At 33.9% G+C, this 19913-nt stretch carries 13 protein-coding genes and 2 pseudogenes; 11 read left to right on the top strand and 4 right to left on the bottom strand.

Annotated elements, in window-relative coordinates; genetic code table 11:
* Positions 1-20 precede the first annotated feature (20 nt).
* From ICJ84_RS09515 to ICJ84_RS09500, 4 genes are all read left to right on the top strand, one after another.
* Positions 21-1604, top strand: a complete 1584-nt coding sequence (locus ICJ84_RS09515; protein WP_206688697.1) for a sulfatase family protein — start codon at positions 21-23, stop codon at positions 1602-1604.
* 36 nt (positions 1605-1640) lie between these two features.
* Positions 1641-3794: an alginate lyase family protein gene (locus ICJ84_RS09510; protein ID WP_188216162.1), complete on the top strand. Its 2154-nt coding sequence runs from the start codon at positions 1641-1643 to the stop codon at positions 3792-3794.
* Positions 3791-4456 (top strand): carbohydrate-binding family 9-like protein, encoded by a 666-nt coding sequence (locus ICJ84_RS09505; protein ID WP_188216161.1) that lies wholly within the window; start codon positions 3791-3793, stop codon positions 4454-4456. Before ICJ84_RS09510 ends, ICJ84_RS09505 begins: the two co-directional genes overlap by 4 nt.
* 838 nt (positions 4457-5294) lie before the next feature.
* Entirely contained in the window at positions 5295-5669 is a 375-nt protein-coding gene (locus ICJ84_RS09500; RefSeq protein ID WP_188216160.1) for an Arm DNA-binding domain-containing protein, read from the top strand.
* 68 nt (positions 5670-5737) lie between these two features.
* Here ICJ84_RS09500 and ICJ84_RS09495 read toward each other — a convergent pair whose 3' ends face one another.
* Positions 5738-6706, bottom strand: coding sequence for a dihydrodipicolinate synthase family protein (locus ICJ84_RS09495; RefSeq protein ID WP_188216159.1), 969 nt, complete (start codon positions 6704-6706; stop codon positions 5738-5740).
* 704 nt (positions 6707-7410) lie between these two features.
* Positions 7411-8256: an AraC family transcriptional regulator gene (locus ICJ84_RS09490; RefSeq protein WP_188216158.1), complete on the bottom strand. Its 846-nt coding sequence runs from the start codon at positions 8254-8256 to the stop codon at positions 7411-7413.
* 199 nt (positions 8257-8455) lie between these two features.
* On the opposite strand from ICJ84_RS09490, the pseudogene ICJ84_RS17115 reads away from it, so the two are divergent.
* The 5 genes and pseudogenes from ICJ84_RS17115 to ICJ84_RS09465 form a co-directional block, all read left to right on the top strand.
* Positions 8456-8566: pseudogene (locus ICJ84_RS17115) on the top strand (dihydrodipicolinate synthase family protein); the annotation flags it as partial.
* 85 nt (positions 8567-8651) lie between these two features.
* Positions 8652-10181 (top strand): aldehyde dehydrogenase (NADP(+)), encoded by a 1530-nt coding sequence (locus ICJ84_RS09480; RefSeq protein WP_188216157.1) that lies wholly within the window; start codon positions 8652-8654, stop codon positions 10179-10181.
* Between the two features lie 29 nt (positions 10182-10210).
* Positions 10211-11218, top strand: coding sequence for a 4-hydroxyproline epimerase (locus tag ICJ84_RS09475; protein WP_188216156.1), 1008 nt, complete (start codon positions 10211-10213; stop codon positions 11216-11218).
* Positions 11219-11310: 92 nt separating this feature from the next.
* Complete coding sequence (locus tag ICJ84_RS09470; protein ID WP_188216155.1) at positions 11311-12555, top strand: NAD(P)/FAD-dependent oxidoreductase; 1245 nt, start codon at positions 11311-11313, stop codon at positions 12553-12555.
* 31 nt (positions 12556-12586) lie between these two features.
* On the top strand, positions 12587-13804 hold the full coding sequence (locus ICJ84_RS09465) for a M24 family metallopeptidase (RefSeq protein WP_188216154.1): 1218 nt from the start codon (positions 12587-12589) through the stop codon (positions 13802-13804).
* A 199-nt stretch (positions 13805-14003) separates the two neighbouring features.
* Here the strand turns inward: ICJ84_RS09465 and ICJ84_RS17005 are convergent.
* Positions 14004-14509, bottom strand: a pseudogene (locus ICJ84_RS17005) (DDE-type integrase/transposase/recombinase); the annotation flags it as partial.
* A gap of 35 nt (positions 14510-14544) precedes the next feature.
* The gene (locus ICJ84_RS09460) at positions 14545-15162 is read right to left on the bottom strand and encodes an RNA polymerase sigma-70 factor (protein ID WP_188216153.1); all 618 of its coding nucleotides are present in this window, start codon (positions 15160-15162) and stop codon (positions 14545-14547) included.
* 127 nt (positions 15163-15289) lie between these two features.
* On the opposite strand from ICJ84_RS09460, the gene ICJ84_RS09455 reads away from it, so the two are divergent.
* Positions 15290-16456 carry a FecR family protein gene (locus tag ICJ84_RS09455; RefSeq protein ID WP_188216152.1) on the top strand — a complete coding sequence of 389 codons (1167 nt, stop codon included), beginning with the start codon at positions 15290-15292 and terminating at the stop codon, positions 16454-16456.
* A gap of 105 nt (positions 16457-16561) precedes the next feature.
* Positions 16562-19909: a SusC/RagA family TonB-linked outer membrane protein gene (locus ICJ84_RS09450; protein ID WP_188216151.1), complete on the top strand. Its 3348-nt coding sequence runs from the start codon at positions 16562-16564 to the stop codon at positions 19907-19909.
* Positions 19910-19913: the final 4 nt, after the last annotated feature.

Genomic DNA, 19913 nt, shown 5'->3' with positions numbered 1-19913 from the left:
TATCAATTTTAAAAAGAGCTATGAAAATAAAGAGACATTTTACACAACTACTCGCCTTTTTAATGCTTGTGTTTTTAGGATGTAAAAATAAACTCTCTAAAAAAGAGGAGCGTTTCGAAGTGAAAAAGCAGCCTAATATTGTAATGATTTATACCGATGACCTAGGTTATGGAGATATTAGTGCTTATGGGGCGACAGCTATACAAACTCCAGCAATCGATAGCCTTGCCAAAGATGGTATTGCCTTTCATAATGCTTATGCCACAGCAGCAACTTGTACGCCTTCTCGTTATTCTTTGTTAACAGGAATGTATGCTTGGAGAAAGAAAGGAAACAGCATTGCATCTGGAGATCAACCCCTTTTATTTGACACCTCTAAACCTACATTGGCCACAGTATTGCAATCTGCAGGTTATAAAACAGGCGTTGTGGGTAAATGGCATTTGGGTTTAGGTGGTAAGGGAGGCCCTGACTGGAATGGTATCATTAAACCAGGTCCCCTTGAAATAGGGTTTGACTACTCATTCCTTATTCCTGCAACAGGCGACAGGGTGCCTTGTGTTTTTGTCGAAAATCATAACATCGTAAATCTTGATCCTTCCGATCCTATCAAAGTAAACTACAAAGAAAAGATAGGGAACTGGCCAACTGGATCTGAAAATCCTGAGCTACTGAAAGTAAAGCCATCTCAAGGACATGCCAATACTATTGTGAATGGTATTAGCCGTATTGGGTTTATGGAAGGCGGTAAAGCGGCGCTTTGGGATGACGAGACTATTGCCCTAGAACTGGTTAAAAGATCGATTGGTTTTATAAATGCTAATAAAGAGAAACCTTTTTTTCTTTTCCTTTCAACACATGATATTCATGTACCAAGAGTTCCAAACAAGATGTTCCAAGGGAAAAGTAGTATGGGGCCTAGAGGCGATGTAATTTTACAGTTAGATTGGACAGTAAAACAAATTGTTTCAGAATTAAAATCGCAAAATCTTTTAGATAATACTCTTATTATTTTCTCTAGTGATAATGGTCCAGTACTAGATGACGGATACCATGATCAAGCTAGGGAATTAGTAGGTGACCACAAACCAGCAGGAAATTTAAGAGGCGGAAAGTATAGTGCCCTTGACGGAGGTTCAAAAATTCCGTTTATTGTACGATGGCCAGATGGAAAAAATAAAGGAATGACTTCTAATGCCTTATTTAGTCAAGTGGATTTATTTAAATCATTAGGTAAATTGGCAGGGGCTGATACGTCTAAATACAAAGATATGGATAGTCAAGATCAGTTGGATATCTTAACAGGAGAGGATACAACAGGTAGAGAGTCTTTAATCCAGGAAAGCTTTGCAGGACCACTATCGTATGTTAGAGGCAATTGGAAATACATTGAACCTCTTGAGGGTCCTAAATTAGTGCCTTGGGGACCAATTATTGAAACAGGTTTCGAAATCACTCCACAATTATATAATTTAGGAGAAGACCCAGGAGAGCAAAACAATGTAGCGCTAGATTATCCTGAAAAAGTTGAAGAACTTCGGGCGGCATTAATGGATGCTAGAAAAGGTTTAAGTTATACTATGTTTAAACCAAAAGTAGAATAAGGTGTATTGTTGATAAGTAATCAAGATTAACTTACTATGAGTTTAGATAAATATATCATAATTGCATTTTATCTAGCAGGAACTCTTTTCTGCTATGCACAAAATGATGCTATTTTTGATAAAATCGATTTCAATTTACCTCAATTAAGTACCGTTAATAAAGCGTTTTCTAAAGGAAATCATCAAAACGCCTTAATGGAGTTGTTGAATGTATATAAAAAGAAAGCAAATCTTTACTTAAGTGTTTCAGAATCGGATATTGATTATATAAAAGCAAATCACCCTGAAGGCGTCGAAAAAAGTATAAAAACAGCCAACAATGTTCTTAATCATTATTTTTTGTTCAGGGATGATTGGGATATGGAAAAAACCAATGTACCCTATCAATTTAAAGGTCAGATAGATTGGAAAGCTATTCCTAATGGTGATGTAGAATGGTGTTATATGCTTAATCGACATAAATTTTGGATTGATTTAGGAAAAGCCTATTTGCTTACAGGTGATGAAAAATATTCCAAAGAATTTGTTGAACAAATCATACATTGGATAGACCATAACCCTCTAAAGGACGATTTAAAACATTATACATGGCGAAGGATAGAAGCGGGGATTAGATGCGAGAATTGGATTAAGGCTTTCGAATATGTTAAGAATTCGAAGTATATAACTCCAGAATTTTTAGAGAAGTTTTTAGAATCTTTGTATGAACATGGCGTTTATTTAAATAGTGCTTTTAGCGGGTTTTCACAAACTAGTAATTGGGGTGTTTTAGAGTTTCAAGGGGTATATAATTTATCACTTTTTTTAGATGATTTTAAAATAGCTACCCAATGGCAAAAAGATGCGATTGAAAAACTGACTACCTGCATAACATTACAAATTATGGAAGATGGTACACAGTGGGAACAATCGCCTATGTATCATAACGAAGTATTTCACTGTTATTTAAATGTCAATTTATTGGCACAACGTAAAGGTCTTAAACTTCCTGAGATTATTGTGAAAAAAACAAAGGCTATGGCCTTTGCAAATATAAAATCGCAAAAGCCAAATTATCATCAACCACTTTTAGGCGATAGTGATGATACCGATTTAAGAGGCTTGTTGACATTAGCTGCTACCTTGTTTAACGATTCTATTTTAAAATCAAAGGCTTACAGTGAATTGGACTATGAAACCTTATTTTTAACAGGGAAGGATAATAATTTGGTTTATAAACGGGTAGAATCAAAATTTCCTGAGTTTTTATCGGTTTACCAACAAAGTTCAGGCGACTTTTATATGCGAAGCTCTTGGAAAGAAAACGCTACTTACTCCAGTTTTCATTTAAAGAAGCTAGGCTGTGGTCATGGGCACGATAACCTATTGCATTTTACGATCTTTGCTAATGGAAAGGATTACTTAATTGATGGCGGACGTTATACTTATGTAGACAACGAGTGGCGCGAATTTTTTAAAAATAACAAAAGCCATAATACTATAGGAGTAGACAACCTTACCAATAGTGTTTACAATGACTCCTGGACTAATAGTTTTGAGGCTCGATCACAAGGGATTTATACTAAATCAGCAATTGGTTTTGATTATGCCGAAGCAGAAAATAATGCTTACAGTAGGTTAGAAGATCCTGTTACAGTGAAACGGAGGTTGCTATATTTAAAACCAAACATTTGGTTGCTTTTTGATAGTTTTAATGCCAAAGGGCATCATAAATATTCTCAATATTTTAATTTCCCAAACAACAGTGTTCAAATTACCAGTGGAGCTTTAACAACAACTTACAAAAATGATAATTTAAGGATACAACCCCTTAAGACTGTCAAAATGAAATTAACCGATTCGTGGTGGTCGCCCGAATATAATTTAAAGGAACCTAACAAAAGGGCTGAAATTTATAAAGACACCGAAGGCTTTACATCATTTATAACCTTATTATATTTCCCAAATAAAAACAATATCAGTTTTTCAAAAGCATCTGTTTACAATAGAAAAGATGTTTTATTAGAAGACAAAGATGTAGAAGCTATAACAATTGTTGTCGAAAATGTTGAATATACTTTGGTTTTGGTACACAATGCTTCTGCACCGGCAAATCACTTTTATAAGGTTAATGATACTATGGTATATGGAGAAGTTATTTTGATTGAAAAACATAAAAAAGAAAAGAATATTATTGTTTTAAAAGAATGAGTACTGGATTAATGAATAATAAAAAGGAATATACTGTAATTCATATTGATAAAAACCAATTGAGAATAAATGGACGAGGTGATAGTGCTCTTTGGAATCAGGCAAATCATTTAACTGATTTTAATTCGTCTTGGAATGATGAACAAAACCATAAGGTTGAGTTTAAGGCATTGCACGATGACGAAAATCTATATGTGAGCTTTAAGGTTTGCGATTCAAATATTTATGTGAATACTAAAAATAATAGTATTGAAAGTATAGCGAGCTCTGATAGGGTAGAACTTTTTTTTAATATAGACGATAAATTAACTCCGTATTATTGTTTAGAAATAGATCCAACACCAAGGGTTTTGGATTTTAAAGCAAACTATTATAGGAGTTTTGATTACGATTGGAATTGGCCAAAAGATCATATTCAGGTAAAGTCGATTGTTAAAGCTAATTATTTTGTTGTTGAAGTTGTTATAAGTAAAGAATCATTATTAAACCTAGGATTACTTAAAGCAGAGAGGATTCAAACGGGTATTTACAGAGCGAAGTATAACAGAACAAAGGATGGGATTATGGAGCCTACTTGGATAACATGGGTTGATCCCGATACAGATGAACCAGATTTTCATGTTTCCAGTTCTTTTGGAATTCTATTATTACAGGAGCGTTAACATTTAAATGCTAAATTATCTTCTGGTCAGTTTTTGTAGATATAAAGCTAATTAAAACATGATTTAAAGTGCAATATAAACTTTCTATGAAAAGAGTATTTACAAAACTAATTGCATTGTAAAGCAAGAGGGTAACACACTAAAGCGATGTTACGGTTTGGTTTATTCCCTGAACCCCTATAAATACTGAGATTTATAAAAACGACTTATTTGTAGTCACTTCATTTTTTCGTAAAAAATGCGCTCAGCCCAGTAAAATCAGCGAATTTTTTACGAAAAAATGAGTTTTGATGGTGTTTCTAGACTTTGTTGTTAAAACAATTTCCTTTCAATACACTCCGGAGACCTTTTGAGGAGCGCATTGAAAGGAAATTTATTTTAAGACTAAAAAGTAATGGCTAAGTGTTTGCTAATTCACTGGCCTGACGAATAAGGTTTTTTCCTTTTCATTAGCTGGTTTCTAATAGTATTTAGATATAATTGTATCTTTGTAGTGTTAAATAGAAGTAAATTATATTTCTAATGTTCTTTTTGTAGTTTGAGTGTGCAATTCGGTGTGCATGAAAGTATGGGAATTAGAGAATAACAGTAATAATAGGGGATAAGAGAGGTCTAGGTTAGGTCTGCCACCCCGACTAGATCAGAATCAATAAGTAACAAAACCTTGGTAATTTCATGATTATCAAGGTTTTGACGTTTTTAGGGGTTCATATTATTTGAATTCATTTAAATAAAAATTTGACCTATTCGGTTACCTCTTTTAAAAACGTATAAAAAGGTAACCGAGCAATTTGATTTGGCTTTTGTTTCTAATGTTCAATTTTAAAAACAAAAGCGTATGAAAACCACACAAACCTTCAGTGTTCTGTTTTGGCTGAAGCAATCCAGTATCAAAAATGGAAAAGCACCCCTTTATGCTCGTATCACCGTAAATGGTAAACGAGCCGAACTATCCTTAAAAAGAAAAGTCCTTGTTTCGGAATGGGATTCCAATAAAAGCCGACTAAAGGGCTTAGGTGATGAAGCTAAATTACTCAATGAATTTCTAAAGCAAATCAGTGCCGATCTCTTCGGGGTTTATCAAAACTTAAAAAGAGATGGTAAACTCATTACTTCCAGTATTATTAAATCCCGATACTTGGGAGAAGATGATTCACGTCATGCACTAACGGATATTATAGATTATCATAATATTCATATGAAGTCCAGGTAGCAACTCCCTCAAAAAAAAAGCCCCGTAAAAACGACACTTTTTCTGTTTGAATATTTGAAAGTAATAGTCTATAATAAGTCTAAAGCTTTAAGTCTTTCTTTTGCAAGTGTATATCTTGCTTGAACATCATCAATTTGCTGTTGAGTTAATTTTATACCATAGGTACGAAGCCCTCCAGCTATATCATTGTGATGAATACCCATGGCAACCTTAAGATACTCCATAAGTAGCGGCTGAGCATCGAGATATGATAGGGAATTTAAAGCCTGAGAAATTTTGTTAGCCTCAGCCCATTCTCCATTTAAAACATGCTCCTGCATAGTAACGCTTGCTTTTGGGAATATAACACCCACACCTGTAATACCGCCACTTGCGCCTGCAAGTCCTGCATGTACAGTTACTGAGTCAACCCCTGCCAAAACCTTTAAATCTTTATTCTCTAACATCAAAGTTTCAATAATTGAAACATCTACAGTCGATATTTTAAGAGCAGTTACATTAGGTAGAACAGAAATTCTTCGAAGAAGGTTAGTTGATATTGCATGATATCCAGCAGCGTCAGGATTGTTATAGGGCATAATTGTTACGCCTAAATTTCGTGCAGTTGCTTCCGCAAGTTCATAGTAATCATACATTTCATCGTCCGATGGAAAGGCTTTAGTTTTTGGAGGCATAACCATAACAGTATCCACTCCAACTGATACAAGACCTTCAATAATTTTGGCAAGTTCTTCTTTAGTTTCTGACGCTGCTCCACTAATTAACGGTACATTATATTCTTTAGCGACGTCAGAAAGGGCTTTAAGTAAAGTAAGGCGCTGTTCGGTGCTTAGGTAGCTATTCTCACCAAGTGTGCCAGAGCCGACAAGTCCACCCATTCTGCTTCCTCCTTTTCCTTGAATTTTTAAAACATCTGCGGCGTATTTTTGTGTTGTATCTAGGTCAATTTCAAGGGCACATGATTTCGACTCTTTCAACCATGTAAACACAGCCGGCATAACGCTATGCCTCCAATCTGAACTATTTGTTTCTGTCATTTTTCTTATTATCTAATAATTACCTAAATAAATATTTTTCAATTCATGTCTTACGCAAAAGTAAAAAGTAAAACCTCATCCAATGAAGTATTGTTAACATAAAGAGATATTATATTATCCTATTTTAAGTATTTTATTAAGGAATAAGGTAGATTTAATTCCTCAGGAGTAAAATATAGGTTTTAAAGCCTGAAACCAGCAGGAAAACCCAAACTAAAAAATATAATACTAGGTATAAATGTCATATAATGTGTCAGTTAGTGTTTGCTTTAGTAATTATGAGAAGAAAATCGGAACACTACACTTTAAGTTTAAGCAAAGAGCAGTTGGGTTAAGTTAGGACAGAGTCTATGTAAAACAAGTATGTGAAGTCTTGGGTATATTTCTGTCAGAACTTTATCGTTGGCTTAGGGAGTTAATTATAGCCTTCGATTTGTTTGGGAGAAGTCGGTGTATTGCGGGTGCGAAAATGAAGAGTTGACGTGCTTTCATTATTTTTCAGATTTTAAGATTCTGAATCGAAATTAAACTTATGTGTTAAATTTTTATAATTATTTAGTCCAACAAGGTACTTCAGGGGACAAACAATTTTAAGCTACAGTGGTGCCAAAGAACTATTCATTTAAAATATCACTATCTAAAACCTGTTAGATGTTGTTGTTTACTGAATTATAATTTTAATAATAAGTTAGGTGTCTATTCTATTAAAACCTTTGCAATCTATAATGAGATGGCGTCAGGCCTTTAATTTCTTTAAATTTTCGATTAAAATTGGCTGTATTTTGAAAACCACATAGTTCAGAAATGGAAGAAATAGGAAGGTCTGGTTTATTGTAAATCAGTTTACAAGCGTTTTCGATTCTAATTTCAATTAAAAATTGAAAGAACGTTTTATTAGTGCGTTTCTTAAAATAGCGACAAAAAGCATTTTTACTCATATTTGATATTTCAGATATTTTTTCCAACGTAATAGGTTCCATATAATTTTCCATTGCATAATTAAATACATCATTCATACGCTTGCCTTCGTCGTCTGTATACTTCTTTTTATAAACAAATGATGATATTGCAGTTTTTTCGGCTTTAGTTATATGGTCTAAAATTCTTAAAAGACTACTAATTCGCTGAACTTTATTTTGGTTTTTTAATTTTAAAAAGAGTTTAATAATTTTTTTCTTTCTGGTTAATATTTTCATCCCGTATTCGGAATCATTAAAAAAATCATTGATAATTTTCATATCGGGCAAATCGAAGAAATGTTTGCCAAAACTGTTTCTGTCAAAAAACAAGGTGTATACGACGGTTTCTTCCGAAAAGTTCAGATCCGTTCTAAATACATGTGGAACATCACTGCCCAGCACCAGAATGTCGTTGGGAGAAAAATCGTTAATAGTATCACCCACAATTAATGTACCGGCTCCTTTTTCAACATAGCTGATTTGAATTTCACTGTGCTGGTGAAGTTGGTCGTATAAAACCCTTAATCGCTCTTCTTGGTAAACCAATGCCTCATTTTCGGGTTTCGGAATTTTAAAAGGAAGTACTTTCATAACTATTAATTTTGCGAATATTACTAAAAAATTAAATATAAACCTATCCATCAGGTAATATAGTATAACAATATGTTAATAATTACTACTGTGGATATTTATACAAAGGCTAATTTTGTCCATATTAAATCATATTTAATGATTAAATGTGATGGCATAATATCAGTATTAACGACTAAGTTTACAAGTGAAGACACACTTATTAAAGCTGGATGTTAGCCCACAATTAGTACAAAATATTAAATTAGCAGAAGTTGCTATTGGAATTGGTAAGGCATTTGTGACAGTACCAAGATTACCATTAAATGGTTGAAAAAAAGAGTGTGTTTTAAATTGAATTGAAACCGCAATATAATCCACGCTAATACTACCAGATTATAAAACCTATAAAATAAATGATTACAGGCAAAAATTATATCGGAAACAAACTGAGTGCTCAAGGAGAAATTAGTCACAAAACTATTAATCCTAAGCTAAACCTTCAAAACGACACCGCTTTTATTGAAGCAACTTCTGAAGAAATAGAAGAAGCGGTACAATTAGCTTCACAGGCGTTTAAAGCGTATAGAAAAGTGTCAGGAACAGATAAAGCCAAATTTTTAAATGCTATTGCAGACGAAATTTTAGCTTTAGATCAGGAGTTAATCGATGCCTACACTAGAGAATCTGGATTGCCTGAAGGACGAGCTATTGGTGAGCGTGGTAGAACTATTATGCAACTAAAATCGTTTGCAGATTTAGTTTCCAATGAAGATTGGAAAGGCAATAAATTTGACGGCGCTATGCCAGAAAGACAACCGCTTCCTAAAGATGATTTAAGGAAAACAGTAATTCCAATTGGTCCAGTTGTTGTTTTTGGAGCAAGTAATTTTCCATTTGCTTTCTCGACAGCAGGAGGTGATACAGCCAGTGCTCTGGCGGCCGGTTGTCCGGTAATTGTTAAGGCACATGAAATGCATTCAGGTACTTCAGAGCTAGTGGCTTCGGCCATTATTAAAGCTGCTGAAAAAACAGGAATGCCTAATGGGGTGTTCTCACATGTATCGGGTAGAGGTCCTGTTGTAGGCGCCGCTTTAGTAAAACATGATAAAATTAAAGGAGTAGGTTTTACAGGAAGTATTGGTGCTGGCCGGGCTATATTCGATATGGCTTCAAGACGTGAAGAACCTATTGCTGTTTACGCCGAAATGGGAAGTGTTAACCCGGTAGTTATAACTCCTAAAGCTATTGCTACGCGTAGCGAATCCATTGCAAGCACTTATGCAGAATCCATAACTTTAGGAACTGGACAATTTTGTACAAATCCAGGTCTTATATTAACTATTGAAGACGAGAATACCCAGGCGTTTATTAAAGATTTAGCAGAGAAAACCATCGCTATTGATGCACAATGTATGCTTCATCCAAATATAAAAGCAGGTTACGATAAAAATGGTGCCAGTGTGATGTCGCAACCTGGAGTTGCAACCGTAAGTAAGATTGAAGGGGCCCTTGCCGATAATTATGCTGCATCACAGGTAGCAACGGTTTCAGGAGCCGATTTTTTAGCAAATCCTAAAATTCATCAGGAAGTATTTGGTCCGTTTTCTTTGGTTGTCACAAGTAAAGATGAATCGCAATTGGTAGACATTATTGAAGCATTGGAAGGGCAGTTAACAGGAACAATAATAGCCGAAGAAGATGAAATTTCAAATTTAGAAAATATAGTTGATGCTTTGGTAAACCGTGTTGGTCGTATTATTTTTAATGGCGTGCCTACTGGTGTTGAGGTTTGCCCTTCAATGCAGCACGGCGGACCGTATCCTGCCTCATCAGATGCTAAATTTACTTCCGTAGGAACAGATGCTATAAAACGATGGGTTAGACCCGTTAGCTATCAGTCTTTTCCTGTAGAATTACTTCCTGAAAGTTTAAAAAATAATTAAATATCTATCTAAGATTATTGAAATAATACATGGCAAGAAAAACTTTTTTTTGTGTAGATGCGCATACTTGCGGAAATCCGGTTCGTGTAGTTGCTGGTGGAGGGCCTAATCTTACAGGGCAATCTATGAGCGACAAGAGACAACATTTTCTTAAAGAATTCGACTGGATTCGTAAAGGCTTAATGTTTGAACCCAGAGGTCATGATATGATGAGTGGAAGCATTCTCTATCCACCAACAAATCCAGAAAATGACTTCGGTATCCTTTTTATTGAAACCTCAGGATGTTTGCCTATGTGCGGTCATGGTACCATAGGTACTATTACTATTGCTATTGAAGAAGGTTTAATTACCCCCAAAATACCAGGGAAAATTAAAATGGAAGCCCCTGCCGGACTGGTGGAAATTGAATACCAGCAAACCGGAAAAAAGGTAGATTGGGTCAAACTTGTTAATGTTAAATCTTACCTGGCTGCCGAAGGCTTAACCATAGATTGTCCTGAATTAGGAACATTAACTTTCGATGTGTCTTATGGTGGAAATTTTTATGCTATTGTAGACCCGCAAAAGAATTTTAGTGGTGTTCATAATTTTACGGCTGGACAAATCATTCAATATTCTCAGGTAGTAAGAAAGCGTATCAATGAAACTTATCCGGATATGTTTATTCATCCCGAAAACGATACCATTAGAGATGTTAGTCATATGCTATGGACGGGAAATCCTTTAGATCCAACCTCTTCAGGAAGAAATGCGGTTTTTTATGGCGATAAAGCCATAGATCGTTCCCCTTGTGGTACCGGAACATCGGCACGTCTTGCGCAGCTTCATGCTAAAGGTCAGCTTAAACTAGGAGAAGATTTTATCCACGAAAGTTTTATAGGTAGTAAATTTATTGGCCGTGTGGAGCAGGAAACAACATTACAAGACAAAAAGGCCATTATACCAAGCATACAAGGCTGGGCGCAGGTTACCGGATATAATAATATTATTATTAACGACGACGACCCATATGCTCATGGATTTCAGGTAATTTAAAAAATGAACTAATTAACTAACTATGTATGCGCACAGTAAAACTTTAATTAAATTTTTCTGGCGCATTTTATTTTTTACTATAAGAAATTAATATGAAAAAAATTGTTGTTATAGGAGGAGGCATAACCGGGTTATGTAGTGCTTATTATTTATTGAAGGAAGGTCATCAGGTTACCGTTTTAGATAAAAGTTTTATAACCACCGGAGCTTCTTTTATTAACGCAGGATATTTAACCCCAAGCCATTTTATTCCGTTAGCAGCGCCAGGAATCATTACCCAGGGGTTAAAATGGATGCTGAACAGTGCAAGTCCTTTTTATATCAAACCACGCCTAGATTTAGACTTTTTTAAGTGGGGATTACATTTTAAAAAATCAGCGACTAAAAAAAATGTGGAGCAATCTATACCTGTTTTAAAGGAGCTAAATTTAAGTAGTCAGTCGTTATTCGAGGAGATGATAGACGATCTTGACTTTAAATTCCACTACGAAAAGAAAGGTGTTCTTATGGCTTACACAAATGCTAAAAGTGAAGAAGAAGAGCATGAAGTTGCTCACCGAGCTATTCAAGAAGGTTTAGATGTAACCTGTTTAAGTAAAGAAGAAGTGCATCAATTAGAGCCTGTTTTGTCTGATAAGGTTATTGGAGCAGTACATTTTAAATGTGATTCGCACATGACTCCTAATCATTTTATGGTTGATTTAAAATCCTGGTTAACTAAAAAAGGCGTTGTTTTTAAAGTTAATGAAGAGGTTAAGGATTTTACAATTAAAGGAAACAAAATACATTCGGTAACTACACAAAATGAAACTTACGAAGCTGATGCGTTTGTTCTGGCAAGCGGATGCTGGACCACACAGCTAGCGGCAAAATTAAAATTAAATATTCCCATTCAGGGAGGAAAGGGGTATAGCATGGATGTTCACAGGCCAACTGGTATTACCATTCCAACTATTTTGGTTGAAGCGCGCTCTGCCATAACACCTATGGATGGTTTTACCAGGTTTGCAGGTACTATGGAGTTTTCAGGAAACAACACTCTGGTTAAAAAGGAACGCGTTGAAGCTTTGGCTAATGCAGTAAAAACATATTACCAGAATATTGAAATTAATGAAGAAGAACGCGCTATGGCAACATCTGGTTTACGTCCGGTATCGCCCGATGGCGTTCCTTTTATAGGGAAAACAAGTAAATATAAAAATTTAACCATTGCCGCAGGGCATGCCATGATGGGGTGGAGTTTAGGCCCGATTACAGGTAAGTTGGTATCAGAACTGGTAGATGATAAAAAAACCACGGTTAATATCAATCCATTAGCTCCGGAACGTTTCAGTTAAATGATTTTCAAAAAAAAAAAAAGAGGGAAAAATGAAAGGTAAATTTGGAATAGGAGGCTCCTCAGCAGAAAAAGAATTAGAAGCCATAACTCCCATGGCGAATTTAATTCAACCCATACAGAAAGAGGAGTATAAAGAAAGAATTAAAAAAGTCTGTCGTTTAATGCAAACGGAAAAAGCGTCGGCATTATACTTAAATGCAGGATCTAATTTATTGTATTTTACGGGCACCCATTGGCATGCCAGTGAGCGTATGGTAGGAGCAATTCTGTTAAGTAATGGAGATTTGCACTATATAGCACCTAATTTTGAACGCGGAACCATTAATGATTTTATGGTTGTTGAAGGGGAAATTCATTGTTGGGAGGAACACGAAAGTCCGTTTGTGCTTTTTAAATCCATTTTAGAATTTAATGGGGTAGTAGACGGAACGGTTTTAATTGATGAAAACACACCGTTTTTTATTTTTGAAGGTATAAATGAGGTGTCTGAAATGTTTCAGTTGAAAAATGCAAAAACGGTAATTTCAGCGTGTCGTATGGTGAAATCTGAAGCTGAAATTAGCATCATTCAGGCTTTGATGAATATCACGATGGAAGTGCAAAAGGCAGCTGCCCGAATTTTAAAAGTTGGCATTACCGCAAAAGAAGTCACCGATTTTATTCACCAAGCTCATAAACGTTACGGCATTCCTTCGGGATCTTATTTTTGTATTGTTCTTTTCGGAAAAGACACCTCGTTTCCACATGGGGTAAAAAATCCGAAACCTTTAGAAGAAAATGATATCGTTTTAGTCGATACCGGATGTTCACTACACGATTATATTTCGGATATTACCAGAACGTATATTTTTGGTGAAGCTACCGAATATCAACAAAAAATATGGAATATTGAAAAGGGTGCTCAACAAGTAGCATTCAAGGCTTCGCAAGTGGGTAATACCTGTAGTTTTGTAGATATATCCGTAAGAAATAAAATAGAATCTCATGGTTTAGGCCCCGATTATAATCTGCCGGGAGTACCACACAGAACGGGGCATGGTATTGGTCTTGATATTCACGAATATCCATACATTCTTAAAGGAAATGAAACTAAATTACAGCCGGGTTATTGTTATAGTATAGAACCTATGATTTGTGTTCCCGAGGCATTTGGTATTCGTTTGGAAGACCATGTTTATATCACAAATGATGGTCCTAAATGGTTTACACAACCTGCCAATAGCATAGAAAACCCTTTTGGTGTTTAAAAAAATAAAATTTTCAGAAGGCCCGTTTTAGTAAACTTAAAATGGACTTTTTTGTTTTTGTATTCAGTTGAATTGCAGATGTAAAAATTTATGTTTTCAATATAAAAATTACAAGTTTTCCCTATGTTTTAAAGTGTTAAGGTTAATATAGTATGCAATTCATATAACAAAACTGCGTTTTTACTCTTAGTATCAAATCTTTTCTACTCATAGATTGTTTTCTAAACCGTTATAAATTTTAATTAATGAGGTAAAATTATGGCTGGCATATTGTATACCGCAGTCGGAATGAAATATTAAAGGTTGGGTTAAAGTTGTTTTCTTTATGGCCATATGCCAAGCTTTAATAATAGTATCTTCAGTGCTTTAATTATCACTTAGAGCCACCCAAACTTTACGATTAAACAAATCGATAATATCAGTAAGATATAACCAGCCTTGTTAGGTTTTTGATATAAGTAATATGCGGTTACCCAAACTTGATTCTGCCTGCTTACTTCAAAGTTTTGGTTTAATAAATTAGGAGTTACAGGGTAATTATGTTTACTATATGTAGTGACATTAAAACTTGCGTTTTTGTTTTGCAAACAAATAATTAGCCCTCATAATACGAACCACTAGGGGCTTTGATATTTTATAGCCTAATGTCTCTAGTTAGGTTTTTATTTTGGGTGGGTAATAGCTTTGAAAGCTATCTTGAAATATAGTTAGATCAATTAATTTTTTGTAATTAAAAAAAATTAATTGACGTCGGATATTTTAGTTTTTTGTAATGTAATTCTTCTGGATAAAAAACTGATAAATAAACTTAACCCATTTTTATTTAATAAGCTTTTTCTTAAAATTTTATAGGCTTTACTAATTTGTACTTCTACAGTATTTTTGGAAATGCCAAGTTGATCGGCAATTTGTTGGTATTTTAAACCATCATATTTACTTAAAATAAAAACTTCTTTGCATTTTTTTGGCAAGTCGTCAATAGATTGTTTTAAGATATTAAGACGTTTTTCTTGAATATCTTGGTCTTCGTCCATACTTGCTATAATGTGGCTGTATCTTATCTCTTCTATTTTTTTGTTAAAAATATTATCTCTTCTAATCTTGTCTAAAAAAGAATTGTAAACCAACTTGAAGAGATAGCTTTTAATATTATCATTAATGGCTAATTTTCCTCTTTGTTCCCATAGTTTTAAAAATGCATTTTGAACTAAATCTTCCGCTAAATCCTTGTCTTTGGTATAACTATTAATCCAACAGCATAAATCCTGATAGTATAAGACGTAGATTTTTTTAAAGGCTACTTTATTGCCTTTTTTAAAATCGCATAATAAATCGTTATTTACGGAGGAATTGTTCAAGGAAAATGAGATTTTTTAGTGTTCGATACAAAAAAAGGTAAAATTATTTAAAAAAAAAATAATGGTTTTTTAAAGTCTATTCGTCTTGTTTGTATAGAAGTATAAAAAAAATGATTTTTCAAGAGAAATGAGTCTAAAAGAAATAAGAACAATTATTGTAAAATATTTGAATGAAGAGGCCACTGCCTCTGAATTGAATCAATTATCGGAGTGGTTAGAATTAGATAATGAAAATAAAAGAATATTCAAGGAATATTTAGATGTTTATCATGCTATTCATAAAGATCAAGTTTTCGATGCCATTAAAGCTTATAATAAAACCGAGAATGTTATAATTGAAAAAGCTTCGAAAGCTTCCAAAACAATTAGATTGAATATCATTAGATATGCGGCGGCTGCGGTTTTAATATTGGGGCTACTTGGGGGCTATCTTTTTAATGAATTTTTGATATCAGGTACTCGTACAGTTGCCAATGAGGTAATTGTAAGCAATATTGAACCTGGAACGAATAAAGCCATTTTAACTTTAGAAAATGGAGAAGAGGTTGTTTTTGTTAAAGGCTCATCATTACAAAAAAATAATATCACAAGTAATGGAGAAGAAATTGTATATAAAGCAAATTCACAAATAAAAGAATTAGCATATAATACCTTAACGATTCCAAGAGGAGGTCAGTTTTTTATTAAACTATCCGATGGCACACAAGTTTGGTTGAATTCTGAAACGCAATTAAAGTATCCAATAAGTTTTATCGGTGATGCTCCACGAAAAGTTGAATTAATCTATGGAGAGGCTTATTTTGAAGTGTCACCAAGCACTGAGCATAACGGTGCAAAATTTATAGTGTCTAATAGAAATCAAGATATAGAGGTTTTAGGAACTAAGTTTAATATTCAAGCTTATAAAGAAGAAAGCCATATCTACACAACACTTTCAGAAGGAAAGGTTATGGTTCGTTCACATTCAGGAAAAGATATTCTAAGTCCAGGACAGCAAGCAAGTTTAGATATAGAAAATGGAAGTTTTTCTATACAAAAGGTAAATGTTAAGCATGAATTAGCTTGGATTTATGGTGATTTTGTTTTTAATAAGAAGTCTCTAGATGAAATAGTAAAAGTATTGTCTCGCTGGTATGATGTTGATATAAAACTTGAAGGGGAATATGTGCTCAGTCAAAAATTTAATGGTCAATTGAGCCGAGGTCAAAATTTGGAAAAAATTTTAGAATTAATAAAAAATACAGGTAAAATAAAATCCTTTGAAATTAATGATAAAACCGTGGTTTTAAAGTAAAAAAAAAGAGGGAAAAGAATATAAACTTTGGCAGGTACATATTTCTCCCTCCTAATATCAATGAATAATTAATTAAATGTTTAACTAACTAATCAATGCAAATTTATGAAAATTAACTTAAAGAATCTGCGAGCCTTTAATGGTAACCGGTATTTAAAGCTTATGATGCGAACTCTAATTTTTTCATGGTGTTTCACAGTTTTCAGTTTAGTTCCTAATAATAGTCTTTCGCAAAATGCTGAAATAACTATTGATAAAGACAAAACTGTAACCTTAGATGAAGTCTTTAATATGATAAGTGATCAAACTGATTACAATTTTATTTATGCTGATGATTTATTTACAGATTTATCAAGAGTCCAGCTTAAAAAGGGAAAAGTAAAAGTAGGGAAGCTTTTAGAAGATTGCGTTACCTTAAATAATTTGAGCTTTTCAGTGTCTGAAGGTAATATGATTTTAATAAAGAAAACAGAAACACCTTCGGTTCAAAATTTGATCATTTCGGGAATTGTGGAAGACGAAAATGGTTTGCCTTTAGCGGGTGTTAATGTAATTGAAAAGAATACTACAAATGGTGTTTATACCGATTTTGATGGTAGATATTCCATAAAAATTCCTAATGGAAATGTTTTGGTCTTTAGTTTTGTAGGCATGTTAACTAAAGAAATTCTTATTCAGGACAAAACGAGTATAGATGTTATTCTACAAGCAGATTCAGAATCTTTAGAAGAAGTTGTTTTGGTGGGGTATGGTAGCCAAAAACGTAAAGATTTAACAGGCTCGGTTTCTAAAATAGATGTCAAGGAAATAACTAAAACTAATCCTATTAGCATAGATAATGCCTTGGTGGGACAAGCTTCCGGAGTACATGTCGTAACAGCATCCGGAGCCCCTGGAGCTCCAGCTTCTATTCGCATTCGAGGAATTACTTCTGTTTTTGGTAATAACGAACCTCTTTACGTCATAGACGGACTCCCAATAGAAATTGGTCAAGGACAAGGAAACTCCTTTTATTCAGAGAATTTTTCTAACATACAATCCCCATTAACAGCTATCAATCCACAAGATATCGAAAGTATTGATATATTAAAAGATGCTTCGGCAACTGCAATTTATGGATCCAGAGGGGCAAATGGAGTCGTTATTATAACAACTAAAAAAGGAAGTTATTCATCTGTACCAAGTATTAGTCTTAGCGCGACCACAAGCGTATCCTCTTTTACAAACGAATATTCTATGCTCAATGCCCAAGGGTTTCATGATGTAGTAAAAACAGCATTTACCAATTCTGGATCTGCAATGCCTGGCAATGAATTATTGTATCCATATGGAGAATCTGTGGATACAAACTGGCAAAACGAAACAGATCAGGCTGCCGTGAATACAAATTATTATTTGAATGCTAATGGAGGGTCATTAAACGGTTCGTCTCTGTATTCGCTTTCTGCTGGAGTTACAGATCAAAAGGGAGCTATATACGGTACCAATTTTAAGAGAAATAATTTAAGAACCAAATTAGAAACTAAACTTTCAAATAAACTTAGAGTAGGTGTTAATTTCAATTATAGCGATTCTAAAAACAAGGGCAGTAATACCACATTTTATTATCAAACAATCAAGTATAGACCAGACATTCCTGTTTTTGATGATAATGGAGATTATGGTCATGATACGGGTGGAGTAGAGGCTAATCCTTACGCCAGAGTTAGGTATCCAGCTTATGTAGATAGTAAAAATTTTATTGTTTCGTTATTTGGTGAATATGAGATTATAGATAAATTATTGTTTAGGTCTTCATATACTTACAATACATCAAATAATTTGAGTTTTAGATATACACCAAGTCACGATGTTTTTGAATTAAGAAATAACAGAAAAGGAACACTTAATCAAACAGAGTCCTATTTTTCTTCTCGTGTTTTAGATAATACTTTAACCTACAGTAAAAATATTAATAAGCATGATGTAAATACTGTATTTGGGGTGTCTTATACTCAAAATAAGAGTAACGCTACCGGCATCAGAGCTACCGACTTTCCAGACGATGAGGTTATGGTTACACCAGGAGCTGCATCTAGTTTAAATTTAACCAGCACAGGAACGATAAGTGGATTGTCGTCTTATTTCTTAAGAGCAAATTATAATTTTGACGATAAGTATTACTTAACTTTTACAGGTAGGGCAGATAAGTCAACTAAATTTGGTCCAGAGAATCGATGGGGTTACTTTCCTTCTGGAGCCATAGCCTGGAGAATTTCAAAAGAATCATTTTTAGAAAACGTCGATTTTATTAACGATTTAAAATTACGTTCATCTTATGGTAAAACGGGATCTGCAAATTTTTCAGATTTTCAATATGCAACGTTTTTTACATCAGGTAGTTTTTATAACAACAATAATGGGGTTATTTCTAACACCATTCCAAATCCAAATATTAAATGGGAAACTACAGATCAGCTGGATGTTGCTATAGATTTTGCATTATGGGATAGAAGAATTAACGGTTCTATGGGGTATTTCAACAAGAAAACTTCTGATCAAATTTTGTTAAGAGATGTTATTTTAGAAACAGGAGGTAGTAGTCAGTTTTCAAATATTGGAGATTTTTTAAATAGAGGTTTTGAATTTCAAGTAGGTGTAGATGTTATTTCAAACGATAAACTGCAATGGACAACAGATTTAAATGTAACCACTATTAAAAGTAAAGTGTTAAGGCTTAACGGTGGATATTACAATAATTTAATTGAAGGAGAGTCTGCCAGTTATTTTTCAGGTTACAAAGTAGAAGGTATTTTTCAAAATCAAGAAGAGATAGATGCTTTAAATGCTGCTTCTCCAAATGGGGTTTATCAGTCTTCAAGAACCGCTCCAGGAGACTTTAGATATGCTGATATTAATAGCGATGGTTTTATAGGAACAGATGATAGTAACATTATTGGAGATGCGGCACCAGATTTTTTTGGAGGTTGGAATAATATTGTTCGATTTGGAAATTTTGAAATATCTGCCTTATTTAACTTTAGTGTTGGAAACTATCTTTATAATGCAAACAAAAGAGATTTATTAGTTTTTAATAGTTATACAAGTAATTACTCAACAGACATTCAAAAAGCCTGGACGAGTTCAAATTCAAATTCAGAAATTCCTCGGTTAGTTTCTGGTGATCCAAATAACAACCGAAGAGACTCTGACTTTTTCATTGAAGATGCGTCGTTTGTTAGATTTAAAAATTTAAACATTACCTATAAATTTAATCCTCAACTTCTTGAAAAGCTATTCATTCAACGAGCAAGTTTATCATTATCTGCCAGTAATATTTTTGTCATTACATCTTACAGTGGTTTAGACCCTGAAGTTAATTATGCAGCGGCCAACAATTTTGCTCAAGGTTACGATAGTGCGAGTTATCCACCAGTTAGAACATTTTCATTAGGGTTAAACTTAAATTTATAATATT

Source organism: Aestuariibaculum suncheonense (genome assembly GCF_014596935.1).
GTDB classification, from domain to species: domain Bacteria; phylum Bacteroidota; class Bacteroidia; order Flavobacteriales; family Flavobacteriaceae; genus Aestuariibaculum; species Aestuariibaculum suncheonense.
This window is presented reverse-complemented; position numbering and strand designations above follow the sequence as displayed.